The 17309-nt window shown below is 41.5% G+C and carries 15 protein-coding genes; all 15 read right to left on the reverse strand.

What is annotated here, in order from left to right:
• Positions 1-59 precede the first annotated feature (59 nt).
• Positions 60-1167 (reverse strand): peptide chain release factor 2 gene (gene prfB, locus AC6ESP_RS12735; protein ID WP_497097107.1). Its coding sequence is split into 2 segments (ribosomal slippage): positions 60-1094 and positions 1096-1167, totalling 1107 coding nucleotides; the frame shifts between segments, so codons are not numbered across the junction.
• A gap of 165 nt (positions 1168-1332) precedes the next feature.
• On the reverse strand, positions 1333-3837 hold the full coding sequence (gene secA / locus AC6ESP_RS12740) for a preprotein translocase subunit SecA (protein ID WP_497097108.1): 2505 nt from the start codon (positions 3835-3837) through the stop codon (positions 1333-1335).
• A 244-nt stretch (positions 3838-4081) separates the two neighbouring features.
• On the reverse strand, positions 4082-4636 hold the full coding sequence (gene hpf / locus AC6ESP_RS12745) for a ribosome hibernation-promoting factor, HPF/YfiA family (protein ID WP_497097109.1): 555 nt from the start codon (positions 4634-4636) through the stop codon (positions 4082-4084).
• A 278-nt stretch (positions 4637-4914) separates the two neighbouring features.
• Complete coding sequence (locus AC6ESP_RS12750; protein WP_042170033.1) at positions 4915-5112, reverse strand: cold-shock protein; 198 nt, start codon at positions 5110-5112, stop codon at positions 4915-4917.
• A gap of 136 nt (positions 5113-5248) precedes the next feature.
• Positions 5249-6424, reverse strand: coding sequence for a UDP-4-amino-4,6-dideoxy-N-acetyl-beta-L-altrosamine transaminase (gene pseC, locus AC6ESP_RS12755; RefSeq protein ID WP_497097110.1), 1176 nt, complete (start codon positions 6422-6424; stop codon positions 5249-5251).
• A gap of 20 nt (positions 6425-6444) precedes the next feature.
• Positions 6445-7392: a dTDP-glucose 4,6-dehydratase gene (locus tag AC6ESP_RS12760; RefSeq protein ID WP_497097111.1), complete on the reverse strand. Its 948-nt coding sequence runs from the start codon at positions 7390-7392 to the stop codon at positions 6445-6447.
• A 15-nt stretch (positions 7393-7407) separates the two neighbouring features.
• Positions 7408-8466, reverse strand: coding sequence for a pseudaminic acid synthase (gene pseI / locus AC6ESP_RS12765; protein ID WP_497097112.1), 1059 nt, complete (start codon positions 8464-8466; stop codon positions 7408-7410).
• A 5-nt stretch (positions 8467-8471) separates the two neighbouring features.
• Positions 8472-8924: a GNAT family N-acetyltransferase gene (locus tag AC6ESP_RS12770; protein WP_497097113.1), complete on the reverse strand. Its 453-nt coding sequence runs from the start codon at positions 8922-8924 to the stop codon at positions 8472-8474.
• 43 nt (positions 8925-8967) lie between these two features.
• Positions 8968-10008, reverse strand: coding sequence for a UDP-2,4-diacetamido-2,4,6-trideoxy-beta-L-altropyranose hydrolase (gene pseG, locus AC6ESP_RS12775; protein ID WP_497097114.1), 1041 nt, complete (start codon positions 10006-10008; stop codon positions 8968-8970).
• 8 nt (positions 10009-10016) lie between these two features.
• Positions 10017-10751 carry a cytidylyltransferase domain-containing protein gene (locus AC6ESP_RS12780; RefSeq protein ID WP_497097115.1) on the reverse strand — a complete coding sequence of 245 codons (735 nt, stop codon included), beginning with the start codon at positions 10749-10751 and terminating at the stop codon, positions 10017-10019.
• Positions 10748-11794: a UDP-N-acetylglucosamine 4,6-dehydratase family protein gene (locus tag AC6ESP_RS12785; protein ID WP_497097116.1), complete on the reverse strand. Its 1047-nt coding sequence runs from the start codon at positions 11792-11794 to the stop codon at positions 10748-10750. The genes AC6ESP_RS12780 and AC6ESP_RS12785 overlap by 4 nt, the downstream gene beginning before the upstream one ends.
• The gene (locus AC6ESP_RS12790; protein ID WP_497097117.1) at positions 11794-14064 is read right to left on the reverse strand and encodes a motility associated factor glycosyltransferase family protein; all 2271 of its coding nucleotides are present in this window, start codon (positions 14062-14064) and stop codon (positions 11794-11796) included. The genes AC6ESP_RS12785 and AC6ESP_RS12790 overlap by 1 nt, the downstream gene beginning before the upstream one ends.
• Positions 14065-14175: 111 nt before the next feature.
• Entirely contained in the window at positions 14176-16518 is a 2343-nt protein-coding gene (locus tag AC6ESP_RS12795; RefSeq protein ID WP_497097118.1) for a motility associated factor glycosyltransferase family protein, read from the reverse strand.
• A gap of 49 nt (positions 16519-16567) precedes the next feature.
• Positions 16568-16897: a hypothetical protein gene (locus AC6ESP_RS12800; protein ID WP_497097119.1), complete on the reverse strand. Its 330-nt coding sequence runs from the start codon at positions 16895-16897 to the stop codon at positions 16568-16570.
• 1 nt (position 16898) lies between these two features.
• Positions 16899-17297: a flagellar export chaperone FliS gene (fliS, locus tag AC6ESP_RS12805; RefSeq protein ID WP_497097120.1), complete on the reverse strand. Its 399-nt coding sequence runs from the start codon at positions 17295-17297 to the stop codon at positions 16899-16901.
• Between the last annotated feature and the right edge of the window lie 12 nt (positions 17298-17309).

Consider the following 17309-nt stretch of genomic DNA (forward strand, 5'->3'; position numbering starts at 1 on the left):
CTCTTCCCCTAACCTATGCGCATGTGCGCTGATTGAGCCATTCAAAACGCAGCTTACGATTAGTCGTGGCGGATTTGATGACGCAAATAGCCGTCGATAAAAGCATTGATATCGCCATCCATAACGGCACCGACATTGCCTGTCTCCACCTGCGTCCGATGATCCTTCACCATGCTGTAAGGATGGAACACATAGGAGCGAATCTGGCTGCCCCATGCAATCTCCGATTGCTCGCCGCGAATTTCTGCCAGATGGTTTTTCTGCTCTTCGATTTTACGCTCGTAGAGCTTGGACCTTAGCATGTTCATCGCACGCTCACGGTTCTGGATCTGCGATCTTTCCTGTTGGCAGGCTACAACAATCCCGGAAGGGATATGCGTAATCCGAATTGCAGACTCCGTCTTGTTGACATGCTGGCCGCCGGCGCCGCTCGCACGGTACGTATCGACCTTCAAGTCTTCACTGCGGATCTCAATCTCAATGTCATCCGATATCTCCGGTACCACATCGCAAGAAGCGAAGGACGTATGCCGGCGTCCCGATGCATCGAACGGTGATATCCGCACGAGCCGGTGAACACCCTTCTCGGCCTTCAAATAACCATAGGCATTATAGCCTTTAACCAGGATCGTCACACTCTTGATACCCGCCTCATCGCCCGGCAAATAATCAAGCAGCTCGACCTTGAAGCCGCGCTTCTCAGCCCAACGCGTATACATCCGGTACAGCATCTGTCCCCAGTCTTGGGACTCTGTGCCGCCTGCTCCCGGATGCAGCTCGAGTATCGCATTCAGCTTGTCGTATGGCTGGTTCAGAAGCAGCTGCAGCTCGAACTCATTCACTCGCGCGACCAATGCCGGTGTGCCTTCGATAAGCTCGGCATCCAGCGTCTCGTCTTCCTCTTCCTCCGATAGCTCCAGCACCATCATTAGATCTTCCTGATCACTCTGCAGACGCTCATATTGATCAACGACTGACTTCACCGCATTCATCTCTGCAATTACGCCTTGCGCACGATCATTGTCATCCCAGAAATCAGGCGCAGTCATTTTCTCTTCGAAGTTCGAGATCAATTCCTGCTTCAGATCTAAGTCAAAGAGACCCCCTGAGTTCTTGGAGCCGCTTCGCTACTTCGCGTAATTCCTGTTTCACTGATATATCTATCATAGCGTATGCTTCACCTCAATTTATGTATATGAACAGCTACTTCTGTTATTGTCTGAATCGCATAAACGCGCCGGCTTGCCTGAGGAGAGGCTAACCTATCTCTCCTCGCTTCACCTGACGCGTCCACTCATTCTATTCCTTTAGGCTTGCAATAAGCAAGCGTTCCTATTCCTTACCGTGGCATTGCTTATATTTCTTGCCGCTGCCGCATGGACATGCATCATTGCGTCCCACACGCTCTAGACGCTTGGCTGGACGCTTCTCCTGATCGCTTGGGCTGTTCGTTGTCGTCTGGCCCTGCGCTACCTCTTGACGCTCCAGGTTGCTCTCAACGCGTGCTTTCATGATATACTTCGCTACCTCTTCTTGAATGTTCTCAATCATTTCCTTGAACATCTCGAAGCCCTCGAACTGATATTCACGAAGCGGATCCGTACCGCCATATGCACGTAAGTGGATACCTTGGCGAAGCTGATCCATCGCATCGATATGATCCATCCATTTGCTGTCTACCGCACGCAGAACGACAACCTTCTCGAATTCACGCATCGTCTCCGCACCAAGCTCCTGCTCACGCTCATCATAATAAGCAGTGACCTTGCCATTGATAAGCTCAATGATCTCTTCCTTCTCTTTGCCCCATAGATCGTCTCTCGTGAACGTATCCTCTGGCAGGAAGGTTGCATGCACGAATTCAATAATAGCCTGCAGATCCCATTCTTCCGGAATATCCTCCGTCGTATGAGCCTCTACCGTACGTTCGATAACAGGCAGAATCATTTCCATTACGATCTCACGAATATTATCCGAGCTAAGAACGTCGCGGCGCTGCTTATAAATAACTTCACGCTGCTGGTTCATAACGTCATCGTATTGGAGAACGACTTTACGCGTGTCGAAGTTGCTGCCCTCTACGCGCTTCTGCGCAGATTCTACAGCCCGTGAGATCATCCGGCTCTCGATAGGCTGATCCTCATCAAGTCCGAGACGATCCATCATGCCCATGATGTTCTCCGAGCCGAAGCGGCGCATAAGCTCATCCTCAAGTGACAGATAGAACTGTGATGACCCTGGGTCACCCTGACGGCCAGCACGACCACGAAGCTGATTATCAATCCGACGGCTCTCATGACGCTCGGTACCGATAATATGCAGTCCGCCTAGATCTCCTACACCTTCACCTAGCAAAATATCCGTACCACGGCCAGCCATGTTCGTTGCAATCGTAACGGCGCCAGCTTGCCCTGCGCGGGATATAATCTCAGCTTCCTCAGCGTGGAATTTCGCGTTCAATACTTTGTGGCCAACTCCGCGGCGCTTCAGCATATCTGAAAGCTTCTCAGAGTTCTCGATTGAGATCGTACCTACAAGCACCGGCTGGTTCTTGGAGTGACGCTCTACGATTTCTTCCACTACTGCCTTGAACTTGCCAGTCTCGCTCTTGTAGACCACATCTGCGATATCCTTACGAATCAAAGAGCGGTTCGTAGGCACTTGGATAACATCCAGGCCATAAATACGCTTGAACTCTTCTTCCTCTGTCTTCGCTGTACCGGTCATCCCGGCAAGCTTACGATACATCCGGAAGTAGTTCTGGAAGGTAATCGTAGCGAGCGTCATGCTCTCGTTCTGTACCTTCAGCTGCTCCTTCGCTTCAATCGCTTGGTGAAGCCCGTCGCTGTAACGGCGCCCAGACATAAGACGGCCCGTAAATTCATCAACGATAATAACCTCTTCATCCTGCACGACATAATCGACATCGCGCTTCATGATAGCAGTCGCCTTCAGAGCTTGTTGGATATGGTGGTTAAGCAACACATTGTCATGATCGAATAGATTCTCGATGTGGAAGGCCTTCTCTGCTTTCTCCACACCCGCTTCAGTCAGCATGACGTTGCGAAGCTTGATATCAACATTGTAATCCTCTTCTGCTTTCAGACGGCTTACGAAACGATCTGCGGCAAAATACAACTCAGTCGACTTCGCAGCTTGTCCCGAAATAATGAGCGGCGTACGCGCTTCATCGACTAATATGGAGTCCACTTCATCTATGATGGCAAAATAGAGCGGGCGTTGTACCATTTGCTCTTTGTATAGAACCATGTTGTCACGCAGATAATCGAATCCGAACTCGTTGTTCGTACCATAAGTAATATCGGCAGCATAAGCCTCTTGCTTTTCTTCATGTGACAGTCCGTGCATGTTACAACCGACAGTCAGTCCCAAGAAGTTATACAGCTGTGCCATCATCTGGCTGTCCCGGAGGGCCAAATAATCATTGACCGTAATAACGTGGACGCCTTGGCCGAGCAGCGCATTCAAATACACTGGAAGTGTCGCAACGAGCGTCTTACCTTCACCCGTTCTCATCTCGGCAATCTTGCCTTCATGAAGCACCATACCACCCATCAGCTGTACGTCAAAATGACGCATGCCTAGCGTTCTCTTGGATGCTTCACGAACAACAGCGAAAGCCTCTGGCATAATTTGCTCCAAAGTCTCGCCTTTTTCTATACGTGCTTTGAATTCTTCCGTCTTGCTCTTCAGCGCTTCGTCCGACAGTACCGATACTGTGGACTCTAAACCATTCACTTCTTCTACCGTACGCGTGAGACGCTTGACCTCGCGCTCGTTCGCATCACCGAATATTTTTTTCACTAGTCCGAGCATGGTCTTCCCCTTTCGTGTTACGCCTGTTTGCCTTAAATTGTAACAGTTTGTAGAGACCGCCGCAACGCACCCGTGCTCAATTCCATCAATAGCCAACAATAGAGCGGTATGACCGATGGATTAGCGGCACTAATATAGGGCAATAGGAATTCAAAAGGCCCTTTCCCCTGATGGAGAAAAGGCCCGGTTTATTCGCAATTTAGGAGTTAGGAGTTGAATAAGTACTTATTATATGACCATAGGGTTATCCGTGCTCGATCAGACCATATTTGCCGTCACTACGTTTGTAGACAACGTTCACTTCCTTATTATCGACGTTGGAGAACAAGAAAAAGTTATGTCCTACCATGTTCATTTGTAAAATGGCTTCCTCAACATCCATCGGTTTCAGAGTGAATTTCTTCGTACGAACGAGCTCTAAGTCGTCCTCTTCATCCAGAACGCGTACTGCAGAGCCCACCTCTTCTGCAAAGAACATCTTAATGCCGCTCTCCTGACGGAATTTACGGTTCAGCTTGGTCTTGTGCTTGCGAATCTGACGCTCAAGTTTGTCCACTACGACATCAATGGAAGCGTACATATCCTCGCTCTTGTCCTCGGCTCTCAGCATAACGCCTACGAGCGGAATCGTGACCTCTACTGCATGTTTGCCCTTGGTTACGGATAATGTTACGGTTGTTTCATTCGTTTCGGAGGTAGGATCCTCAAAATATTTTTCCAAGCGGCTAAGCTTCTTCTCGGCGTAATCTCGTAATGCCTCTGTCACTTGAAAACGATGACCTCGTATGATGTATTTCATGGGGCATTCCTCCTTTACATGGTCTTATTATATCATATGCAGGAGCCTAAATCAAAATAGTTTTTAGTTTATTGTGAATTTTCTAATAATTTAATTGTAGAATTTTCTATTCGTATTTTGCTCAGTGTATGCGAGCGTTTTTGCGAGCGTTAATGAGGCATTGTGGAGTAAGCAGATAAGTACAGACGCAAAAAAAAAGCCCCGGATAACCGGAGCTTCTGTGTGTAGGGTTAAATATGCTGTGATTCGTATAAGTTGACTAGAAATTAGCCAAATGATTACAGTTTAATTACGTTAGCAGCTTGTGGACCGCGAGCGCCTTCAACGATATCGAATTCCACGGATTGGCCTTCTTCAAGCGTCTTGAAGCCTTCGGATTGAATCGCGGAGAAATGGACAAATACGTCGCCGCCTTGCTCAGTCTCGATAAATCCATAACCCTTCTCTGCGTTAAACCATTTAACTTTACCTTGCATACATAAACAGTCCCTTCATAATCAAGTAGCTGTGAAGCTTCTTAAGTAAGCCCACAATTCGATAATATCACCGTGGACACAGGATTGTCAATATTTGCTTTGAAAGCGAATACATTATGGATACAGCAGGAATGAATCAATTAAAGTACCTTAAATACACCATCTGAACTGCATCTATAACATCCTCAACATCCTGTTGGTTCATACCCGGGAATATTGGCAATGAGATAGCTGTCTGATAATAGTTTTCTGCCACTGGATAGCTCTGACCAGCATAGCCATACTGTTGATAATAAGGCTGTGTATGCACTGGAATATAGTGTACATGCACGCCTATATTCTCTGCTCTAAGCGCTTCGAAAATCTGCTTTCGATTCGCGCTAAACTTCTCCAATTCCCACCGAAGCACATATAAGTGCCAGCTTGATTCAGCTTGTGGATGCTGATACGGACAAATTAGACCAGACATATTTTTAAACGTTTCGTTATAGATCGCTGCTATTTCTCTGCGTCTTCCAACAAACTTATCTAACTTACCCATCTGCGATTCGCCAAGCGCTGCTTGCAAATCTGTCATCCGGTAGTTGTATCCTAAATCCACCATTTCATAATACCAAGGACCGTCATTATTCTGCATGAGGGTAACATCTCGTGTCATGCCATGACTACGGAACAAAAGTAACTGACGGTAATATTCCTCATTGTCCGTTACAATGATACCGCCTTCCCCAGTCGTAACATGTTTAACGGGGTGGAAGCTAAACATCGTCATATCTCCGAGAATACCGACTTTAACGCCGTCATATGAAGCTCCTAGTGAATGTGCAGCATCCTGAATAACGACTAAGTTATGTTGCCGAGCAATTTTTTTAATTCTATCCATTTCAACAGGCTGGCCTGTGAAATCAACCGCAATAATAGCCTTTGTATGCCCTGTTATCTTCATTTCGATTTGATCAGGATCAATATTATACGTCTCTGGATCAATATCAGCAAATACGGGAGTTCCACCAGTATATAAAACACAATTACTACTCGCGACAAAAGTAATCGGTGTCGTTATGACTTCATCTCCAGGCCCGATACCCGCTGCATAACAAGCACCATGCAGTGCCGCCGTACCATTACAGAACGCGACTGCATACTTCGCACCGACATAATTCGCTACTTTTTGCTCGAATCGTTCAATAGCAGGACCCTGAGTAATAAAGTCACTTTTCAACACATCAATAACAGCATTTATATCGTCTTCATCAATCCATTGCTTACCATAAGGGAGCATAGTGCTTCTAATCGGAGAAGAGCTTTCCATCGAATATTAACCCCCATCTGCTAAATCAAATCTGTTGAAGCAATCCACTGTTCTGTACGTTTAATACCTTCTTCTAGGGAAACAGCAGGAGCCCATTCAAGGAGACGACTTGCTTTACTATAGTTACACTGAAGCTTCTGAATTTCACTTTGAGGATGAATGTGTTCAATATGGTGAATGTTCACTGAATCCTGAGCAATTAGATTGGCCAGATCATTAATCGAAATATCACGACCCAGGCCTGCGTTCACGATTTCACCGTTTACTCGATCGCTATAGCCCGCTTGAACTACAAATCGAGCACAGTCTTCCACATATAATAGATCACGTGTTTGCGTACCCTCACCATAAATATTAAGATCTTTTCCTGCTAATTTGTTTTTGATGAAAATAGCTACAACGCCACCTTCACCGCCTGTTTTCTGAAACGGTCCATAGGTATTGAATGGACGAATAACGACAGTTGGTAAGCCATAAGCAAAATAATAGGACAACACCATATTCTCAGCTGCAATTTTCGAACCTGCATAAGGTGAAGCCGGCTTGATTGGGTGCTGCTCAGTAATGCCCTGCTCATCTGTACAGCGATCGTACACCATACAAGTACTCATAAAGACCACTTTGACATTGTGCTTTCGACACTGTTCCATTACATTAAATGTTCCCACCGTATCATTGTTAAAGGTAGTACGAGGATCATCAATTGAATCCTGCACATTAATAGAAGCTCCTAGATGATAGCAGATGTCGAATTTATGCGCAGAGAATAGTTCTTCTAGAAGTTGTTCATCTAGAATAGAGCCTTGGATGAATGATTTTAGATTAGGATGCTGACGAAACTCAGCGATATTCACTTCACGCCCATTCGACAAATCATCCAAAATCCAGACAGCATGTCCATCCTCCAATAATTGTTTGGTAGCCCATCGGCCGATAAATCCGGCTCCGCCGGTCAGTAAAATGTTCATAACTAAATCCCCCTTTTATCCAATGATATCCCAAGATACTGGTGTGCCTTTTTTGATGTCATGCTTTGCTTGTTTACCAATTATATGATCTAAGTATTTAGTTGGTAAGCCAAAACCCGGTCTTATAGCTTTTATATTCTGTCTATCAAACATCTGTCCTTTACTAATATCCTGAGAAACATATAGCGATCTACGATACTGTAGAGAGGTTCTTTCTTTATCTGTAGGACCATAAGTTATTTCCCCTAGTGCTTGCCATGCACGTTCTGTCTCTATAATAAGCGACTTTAATTCTTCTGGCTCTAACGAAAAAGCAGAGTCTACTCCTCCATCTGCACGACACAGTGTAAAGTGCTTTTCAACTACAGTAGCACCTAAAGCGACACTTGCAACCGAAACCCCCGTTCCCATGGTATGGTCCGATAGACCAACCTGGCAGTTAAATAAATCTCTCATATGGGGAATTGTTGATATATTTGTATTTTCTGCAGAAGCAGGATATGTACTCGTACATTTTAACAATATAATATTTTGGCATCCTGCTTCTCGAGCTGCGCGTACCGTCTCGTCCAATTCAGCGACAGTAGCCATGCCTGTAGAAATAATCATCGGTTTCCCTGTAGCCGCAACTTTGCGAATAAGTTGGATATCCGTATTTTCAAATGAAGCAATTTTATATGCAGGCACATCCAATGTTTCTAAAAACTGTACAGCTGTTTCATCAAATGGCGTACTAAACCCAATCATCCCAAGTTCTCTGCATTTATCAAATATCGGTTTATGCCAATCCCACGGAGTGTATGCTTCTTGATAAAGTTTATGGAGTGAAGTACCTTTCCACAGACTGTCCGGATCAGCAATATAAAATTCTCCATCAGCTAAATCTAATGTCATAGTATCCGCAGTATATGTCTGTATTTTCAACGCATCAGCCCCAGCTTTTGCTGCAGCTTCAACAATTTGCAGAGCACGTTCTAACGATTGATTATGATTGCCCGACATTTCAGCAATAATAAAAGGCTTATGCTCTCTCCCTACTTTTCTATCGGCAATTTGGATAAATGAATTATTCAATATAATCACAGCCTTAACACAAATTTTATGACCCCAACTTCATTACTCTCAATTTGGTTATAACCAGCCTTTGAAAAACAATTCTTTGACGCTTCATTACGTTCTTTTACGTAAGCTATAATGAATTTCAATTGGTTTTCCCACTGCTTAGCATATTCACTAGCCTCAGTTACAATACGTGTACCATATCCTTTTCCCCGATAAGGGTGGGCTATGTTAATGCTTATTTCAGCTGAAGTCTCCTCTATCAAATCCATCCTCAACACGCAAATCCGCTCATTATCATACTCAACGATCATTATTTTTCTTTTTGGGTTAGCAAGACTATTTACAAACCATTGTCTATGATCTATTAGTGAAATCGGTGTGCTATCAAAGGATTGCGCACAGGTTTCAATATCATTCCTACACTCAAATATCCAATCACAATCTTCGGGTAGTACATCTCTAAATATCATGTATCCACTCCCCAACTATCATTAATTACAATGATTTCAATGGCTATTTTTTTAATTCCAACAATTGATACATTCTGTTAACAACACGAGCAGCACCTAAACCATCGACTAAACTTTTTGCTATTCTCCCTGATTCCTTTATTCTTTGTTGATCCCTCAAAAAGAGCACAAGCTGTCGTTGTATGTGTTCCTCATTTACATGCTGAGAAAGCCCTAAGCAGTGATCTATTCCCAACTGTTCGCCGTAGGTTGCAATTTCTCTTTGGTTATCTGCGACAATAGTAACGAGCGCTGGGAGGCCCATAGAGTATCTCTCCCACGTAGTCGTCCCACCCCCACAAATAGCAATGTCCGACATGCACATAATCTCTGCCATTTTGTCCGTTTGTACATGAAGCTCCCAGTTTAAGTTATTTTCGCAAAATTCAGCTATTACATCATGCATAGCATGTCCAAGCCCAATGACAACATGTATGCTAATAGGAATACTCAATTGTATGCTACTTATTGCGTTCAGTGCCTTTATAGTTTCATTGGAAGGATCTGTTCCGCCATAACTAATAAGAATAGTCATTCTATCCTTCTCTTGCGACCCACAACTATCCCTTAATAAAGAAAACTGTTCACGCAGCAATGCATAATTACATCCTAACAGTTGATCAGCATTTGAGTTTACTAATCCTTTATAACGCACATCCTTATTCATTAATTCATTCTGATCCAATAATATATCGCAATAATGAGGACGATTAGCCAAGTCATCTATTACTAGTAGTTTTGTCACATACTTGGCTATTCGTACTTCATCCTCTCTATCCCAGCTATACAGATCAATTATGAACCAATCCAATTTATATGGCAGCTCACTTAATTGTTTCTCGCATCCTATCGATTCTTCATTCGAAAGCTTGACCAATTCGATCTGATTATCTCTCAGAGACTGACATTGCGAGTCACTCAGTTGATAGGCAAACCATAATATATAAACTCCTTTACGTTGAAGTTCGGAAGCGAGTGTCATACAACGCATAAAATGACCTACGCCTAATAAAAGTGATGAATCTGCTCGTATCCCAATCTTCATTCAGAAACTCACTCATTCCCAAGCTTTTTTTGTTCAATATGCGAATTAATGCTTATCATTTCAGGATTTTGTTTCAATATTCCCAAAATACTATGAAACGAGACCTCCAAGTTGTGTTCAATGCATTTTTCATAAACAGTCTTTATGAATTGCCAATCTTCTATTGTATCCAGTGTCCAACGATGAGATGAGTAGTCGAAGTTTCCAGTCAATTGGACAACTCTGAATTGATTACGATTCTGATAAATGTACGGTGTTACATGCTCTCTTTGAAAATCATGCTTAGCTCTATGCCAAGCACTCTTAAGTGATTCAAACGTAAAAATTTCGCAATCAAGCCCTCGAGGATAGGTACGTTCTAACGTATTGCTAGCATAGTCACACATCTCTCGTTCGAAGAAGAGTATGAGATCTGATAGAACCTCGACATCTATGTACGGACAATCTGAAGTTATCCTAACTATCCGGTCAGCCTGAGAAAGTAATGCCGTCTGATAAAATCTATCCAAAACATCATTTTCCTCCCCTCTAAAAACGAAGGCCCCATAATGTTTGGCTTCCATAACAATTACATTATCTATTTCCTGAGTAGTAGTAGCTACCCAGACTTCATCTATAAGGTGGCTTTTCTGCAGTCTTGTAATAACATGACCTATCACAGAATTTCCACCTAAATCTAATAAAACCTTTCCAGGAAGCCTAGTTGAACCCATCCTAGCCTGAATAATCGCTACTGTTTTCATACATTCACAGGCCTTTTTATGTCATTTGAATTATCTAATAGGCTGTTATCAAGCAATATCTCCCTCACCAGTTTTTTGGAAATGAATGGTGTATTATGTGAGCTATAGCTGCCATTATCTGCAGGCTTTCCATCCTCATATTGTCTGCCCCCTATAAAAGCATTAGGAATGACAAACATATCCTCGAATTCAATGGCATGATGGGCTTCTTCCTCTGTCATCAGCTCTTCATACATTTTCTCTCCGGGGCGAAGTCCAATTTCCTCAATTTGAATGCTAGCTGCAGACAAGGACAACCGCTTTGCAGTCTCTTCAATTACACATTCAGCTAAATCTTGCAGCCTAATGACAGGCATTTTTAATACAAATACCTCTCCGCCTTTAGAAATTTGCAATGATTTAATAGTAAGATCAGTCGCTTGTTTTAACGTCATCATAAACCGACTCATGTCTTTCTGGGTCACAGTTATTCGGGACTGCTCCTTAATCTGCTTTTGGAATAATGGAATGACCGAACCTCGTGACCCCATTACATTACCGAAACGAACAGCCGAGAAGATTGTTTTTCCTGCTCCCCCATAATATTGGGCTGCAGATATTAACCGCTCTGCCATTAGTTTAGAAGCACCATATGTATTAGTGGGTGCTATCGCTTTATCCGTACTGGTGAATACCGTCTTAGCTACACCACAGTCAATAGAAGCTTGAATAACATTCTGAGTCCCTAATATATTGGTTTGTACCGCTTCAAAAGGGTTATATTCACAAGAAGGTACATGCTTCATTGCTGCTACATGAAACACATAATCAATATCCTGCATAGCACGACGAACGCGTTCATAATCCCTTACATCCCCAATTAGAAATCTGATATTGGGAATGTTGCGATACGTTTGCTGCATTTCAAACTGTTTATATTCATCGCGGCTTAAAATCCGTACAACCTCCGGGCCATCCAATAATATAGTTGAAAGAAGTGATTGCCCGATTGTCCCCGTACCTCCGATGATTAATACCTTCTTCCCTTCAAAGAAACCATTCATCAGAATTCCCCCAATTCTCTCTTGTCTCTGGCTGCTTCAACTCTTCTTTTCGTTTCATTCACAATTTCTTTAAGCTCCGGAGTTTGAATAATCATTTTTCTAACAAGCGGTTGCATGATATCGCGCGCAAGCTCCGCTTTCTTTGTCAAATCTGTTTCATTGGTCAATTCAGGCAAGTCCCGTTCAAATTCATATAATTCATTTCTACATACCTTTATATAAAGCCCTTGAAAGGGCCTGCTAGCTAAAATTTCTTTCCATCCTGCATTAATTAATGCAAACGTCTTTAAACATTGCTCCGGCTTGATTCTGCAAAGCTCCAACACTCTATCGATTAGATGATCAACCTTGTTCAATCGTTCCTCAAATATGTCTATTTCTTCAGAGAAAGTCGAAATTTGCTTACTTATTTTTTGTATTCGCTCTTTAGCATAGCGCTGCATATTCGACATTTTCTTCATAAAATAATCATCTTCTATCCATTTATCCTGCAAACGAATGAGAACATCCTCCATTCGCTCGTATACAGTATGTTTAATTCTTGCACCCATCCAAGAAGAATTTACAAAACAAACATTAGGATGCAAGCTCAATAAATCCTCTATATCAGACAAAGTTAACTGCATAGCTTCGTTTGTCTGATTGACAGTTCCACGCACATTTTCTACCGTTAATTTGGCACTGGCAATAATTGAATTGATATCTTCCTGTGGGATATGTTGCGCTCCAGGTGCATACATATTTTCACTTGGGTAAGACAAATCCTGACCAGTAAACACAATCTCTTTAATACCCATATATATCGCTGCTTGAATCGCCGTTCCAGTCACCGATAGTGTAGATTGGAATACAGGATCCTCGCTTGTTAGTGACATAAAATACTTGATAATAACATCATTATTTAAGGGTACATGAAATAGATTATTTGCTTTGTTATCTACAATACGATAATTAATCATCGGAGCGAATAGCAAAGGAATACGAGTCGTATCTAGCTCCTTAAACGCATCGTAATTGGCCTTGCCTCCATCTATAGATACAATCAAATGTGGTTTAATATCATAATATAGTAAAGACTGAATCGATGATCCTGCAGCGATAATAAATGCATGATTTTTCAACTTCCGAAGATATTCAATATCTGCTTCTAAGGACGGACCCGCCCCCACAACAACTGCCGTTATTCCAACAAGTTTATCCTTAAGGCTTAATATGGGCGGATTATCCAGTATAGACGCCAGGTTATACATACTATTCGAGACCCATTCCATACCAAACTTCTCATTCATGCTAATCGAACTTTTGTAATTTAATGTAGCAATTGCAGCATCTCTAGCGAATTGTTCGATTTCCAAGCTCATTATTTTCTCATAAATAGGTAATGCTATAAGCTCCGGTTCTCCCTTTATATGCTTAAGAAACCGATAGAGCATTTGATCCCTTTGCTCTCTATCTATTCCTACCACAAAATCGGCTACATTTAACTGCTCGAATAGACTATTTAGATCAATAGCCTCCATAGCTGCCAGTAGTATCTGTGCATCGGGTTCATATATATATAGACGATGCTCTGGATACAACTCCCCGTAGCTTTGGGCATGGTGCCCGAGACCAAATCCATATATAAACAGATGCAGTTTGTCGTTATCCTTAATAGCTGTCTTCTCAACCCAACGCTTCGTATCGATAATTGGGTTGAACTTACTATACATATATACTTCTTTATTATCGTTAGTCATTATACAGAGATTAGGCAAGCCATTTCTTGCAATCGTTATTTGATATTGAGAACGATCTCTGGTTAATGAAGAAATTTGAGCATATATTTTTGGATACTTTCGTTTAAGAAACTCAACATTAGCCTTTACTCGTTGTTCGATAATGCCTTTCTCTTCTCCCAGATCAGAAGCTAGTTGCTGGAAAAGCGGCATTAATTCATATCTTATCGAGTCGCTCGCACCTAAGTAATCTTCTTTATCCATATATACATTCATTTTCTGAAACATCTCACTCGTTCTGGCAATTGTACGTGCTATACAAGACTGCAAAACGTTGAAATGATCTGATTGATTCATTTGCTCATTAAGCACGTTCAATGCTCTATATAGATCATCTATGCCTTCTACAGCATCAGCAAATTTCTCCCACTCATGTTCCGTCATCGGTTCAAGAAGCGATTCCGTGAGATGCGCACAGGCGTCAATTAACTTGGGTAAAAATATTATAATTTGTTCAACTAAATCATCCGTATCCACTTGCTGTCGATCCATCACGGCACCTCCTAAAACACACCTTATATCTATATCGACAAAACACTCTGATTAAATAAGAAAAACCGTCAGAAATCCCCTCTGACGGTTCATGTAATTAATTCCATTTTCTTAATTGCTAATCTCTGTTGATACCTTCTCACGAGTTAAATGTTTAACGCGAGCAATAGCTTCTTCAACATATTCTGTTAATTGTGGTGTACTATCCTGTAATTTTTCCACTAAATGCCCTAGAATCTCAACAAACAAAACTGCTTTTTTTTGTATATTTCTCTCATCCACTATTTGTGGTAATTGTCTGTCAAAGTCACTTAAAATCGATTTCATTGCATTTTGATATACGCTAATAAATGGTTTACTATTCACTACATTGCCCCACTCATCCTCGATTAATCCCATAGATTTCAGACATTTATCCGGATTTGTAAGACTTAAATTAATCAGCTTATCTAATCGTTTCTCAATGCGCTTAAGGCTATTGGTCATTGTCAGTATTTGTTGCGGAAGCGCATATAATCTGGATTCAATTTCATTCCTTCGCTTATTATCATGCAAGGCAAATGGAGCTTGTAATACATGCTCTATATTCAATCGAGTGACAGAGCCCCTCTTAAACCTATCTAAGGTTACCCCCATATTCTCCGATATTGTGTGATTAATTTTAGCCCCATTTCGTGTCGTATTAACAAAGCGAATATGTGGAAACAGCTTAAGCTGCTTTTCAAAGTTGTTTAACGTTAGTTTCATTTTAATATCAGTTCGATTCTTTGTTCCATTAACATTCTCAACCCACTCGGAAGCTCCAGCTACGATACGATTAGTCTTTTCGTCTGGAATATGTGCGGCCCCAACTGCATACATGTTTTCTGTAGGATAAGACAAGTCTTGACCGGTCAACACAATTTCTTTGCATCCCATATACACTGCAATCTGAATGGCTGTACCTGTTACAGAGTACGTAGAAGAAAAGAAAGGATCGTTTACTGAAATGCCCATTAAATAACTCGTAATATCATCACTATTAAGATAGGCATGAAACGTATTGCTATATTGTTTGTCCACAATTCTATGCTCAATTTGAGGAATGTATACAAAGGGAATCTGTTCTCTATTAATATTCTTGAACGCTTCATAGTTTGGCTCCCCGCCATCCATCGAAACAATCAGATGAGGGGAAATACCGAAATGCTGTAGTGATTGAATCGCTGAACCTGCCGCGATAATAATTGCATAGTTCTTCATTTCTTTAAGGTATTCAATATCCGCCTCCAATGATGGGCCTGCTCCAACAATAATTGCCGGAACTGCCTTCATTGAGTTATGTAGATTTGCAAAAGAAGGCGTAGATAGATTGGCTGCCATGTTATAAAGAATATTTTTGGTGTGCGCGAATCCAAAACGATTCATTGTCTGCTTATTTACCTTATAGTTTAGCGCAACGTGTTTAATTAACAAATATAGCTCTTTTTTCTGTTGTTTATAACATTTATTATAGATCGGTATATCTGTTACATTCACTTGTTTGCCACCCCAAAAGCATAACAAATATAGCATTTTCTCAGCCTCATCCGAGTTCGCCCCAACAGCGAAGGCCTCTATATTAGCTTGCGTAAATAACACTTCTAAATCAACTACACACATAGCAGCAAGCAATACTTGCTCGTCAGGCTCAAGCAAATAAATCTTGATTTTTGGATATTTCTGTGCAAAATGTACCAAGTGATAACCGAATCCAAACCCATAAATAAGCGTATGTCGTTTCCCATCCAGCGTCTCTGCTATTGTCTCTGACCAGCGCTCTGCTTCATATTTGGGATTGTATTGACTGTACAAAAAATAGGAGTTGTTTTCATCGTTCACAACAAACAGATTTGCGGTTCCATCCTTTGCTGCTATAATCTGATATTTTTCTTCTTCTCTCTTAAGCTCCTTTATCCGTTCATATACACCAGGATGTTCATTTTTCAAAAAACTCAAATTAGTCATGAAGCGCTGCTCTCTTACAGTATCCTCTTCACCTAAACTAACCATTAAATTTTGAAAAATAGGAAGGAGTTCGTGCTTCAATACATCTCCAACGGACACATTGTCTTCGGTATCTACATAATGATTTAATATCGAAAACTTATCGGATATTTCATCTATGGTTTGACTAATAATGGATTGAATACAATAATGGTTTTTTGTCGCATTTAGTTCTTCCACTATTACCTTTAATGTTTTATATAAATCGTCTATTCCTGTTACAACCTGTCCAAAAATATCCCATGACTGTTCACTTAGTTTTTCGTAAAATAAGTCAGAAACAGACTCACACGCGGTAATAAGTTTAGGCAAGAAAGTCTTTATCTCTTCAATCATTTCCTTTGTCTCGGGCATTATATCTCCCATTATCAAAATACCACCTTCGTATTCATTATTAACGTATATATCGGATAATTCTTTTAAGTTCATAAGAAAAAGCTGTCAGGTATTTTTTCCCAACAGCTCGTTTTACAACTTTTCATTTTTGTTTGTCGACAAAATAGCTTCCTACTGAAAAAGATACTTGATCGTACTTGTTTTTCTGATATCGTGCATATTTCATCTTATCAAGTCCTTGTGAGGCTTCAAATTTCAAAGTATTCATACGACTTAATATAAGTTCGTCATAACCACAAATTTCACGAATGCGCTGATTTTCAGAATCTGAAAGGTTAGTCTGAGCTTGAAGCTTACTGATCGTATTACTCCTAAGCTCAACCAAAGCCATTATCTGTTCCGGGCTGACGTCCCCTATATGCTCCACGAGTTGAACTGTTGTTTCATATAACTCTGTTAGTTCAGTATGCATACTAGACGATACCCGCCTCAAACGAACTGCTTCCTGCTGGTGCTTTAACAACTTGCTTCCATGTTTCCAAAAATTCCTGTAGAAAACCAAGCACTTCCAAAGCCGGGGCTTCATTCTTCTTCAAATTGGAATCAATAAGTTGGCGCAGCATATATTCATAAACGACATACAATTGATTCGATATCTTATATTCATAGTTTAAAGCAGCAATAAGCTCATTTATTACAGATTGAGCTTTCTTTAAATTTGTATTCGCTATTTCATATTTACCATTACGAATGCCCTCGATACCTGCCTTTGTGAAACGAATGGCACCTTCATACAACATAATAACTAGTTTTCCACCTGTGGCGGTTTGTACGGAAGACTGCTGATAAATTTGATATGGAGAATTTAGCAATGCGTTTCACTC

The organism is Paenibacillus xinjiangensis (assembly GCF_059686975.1).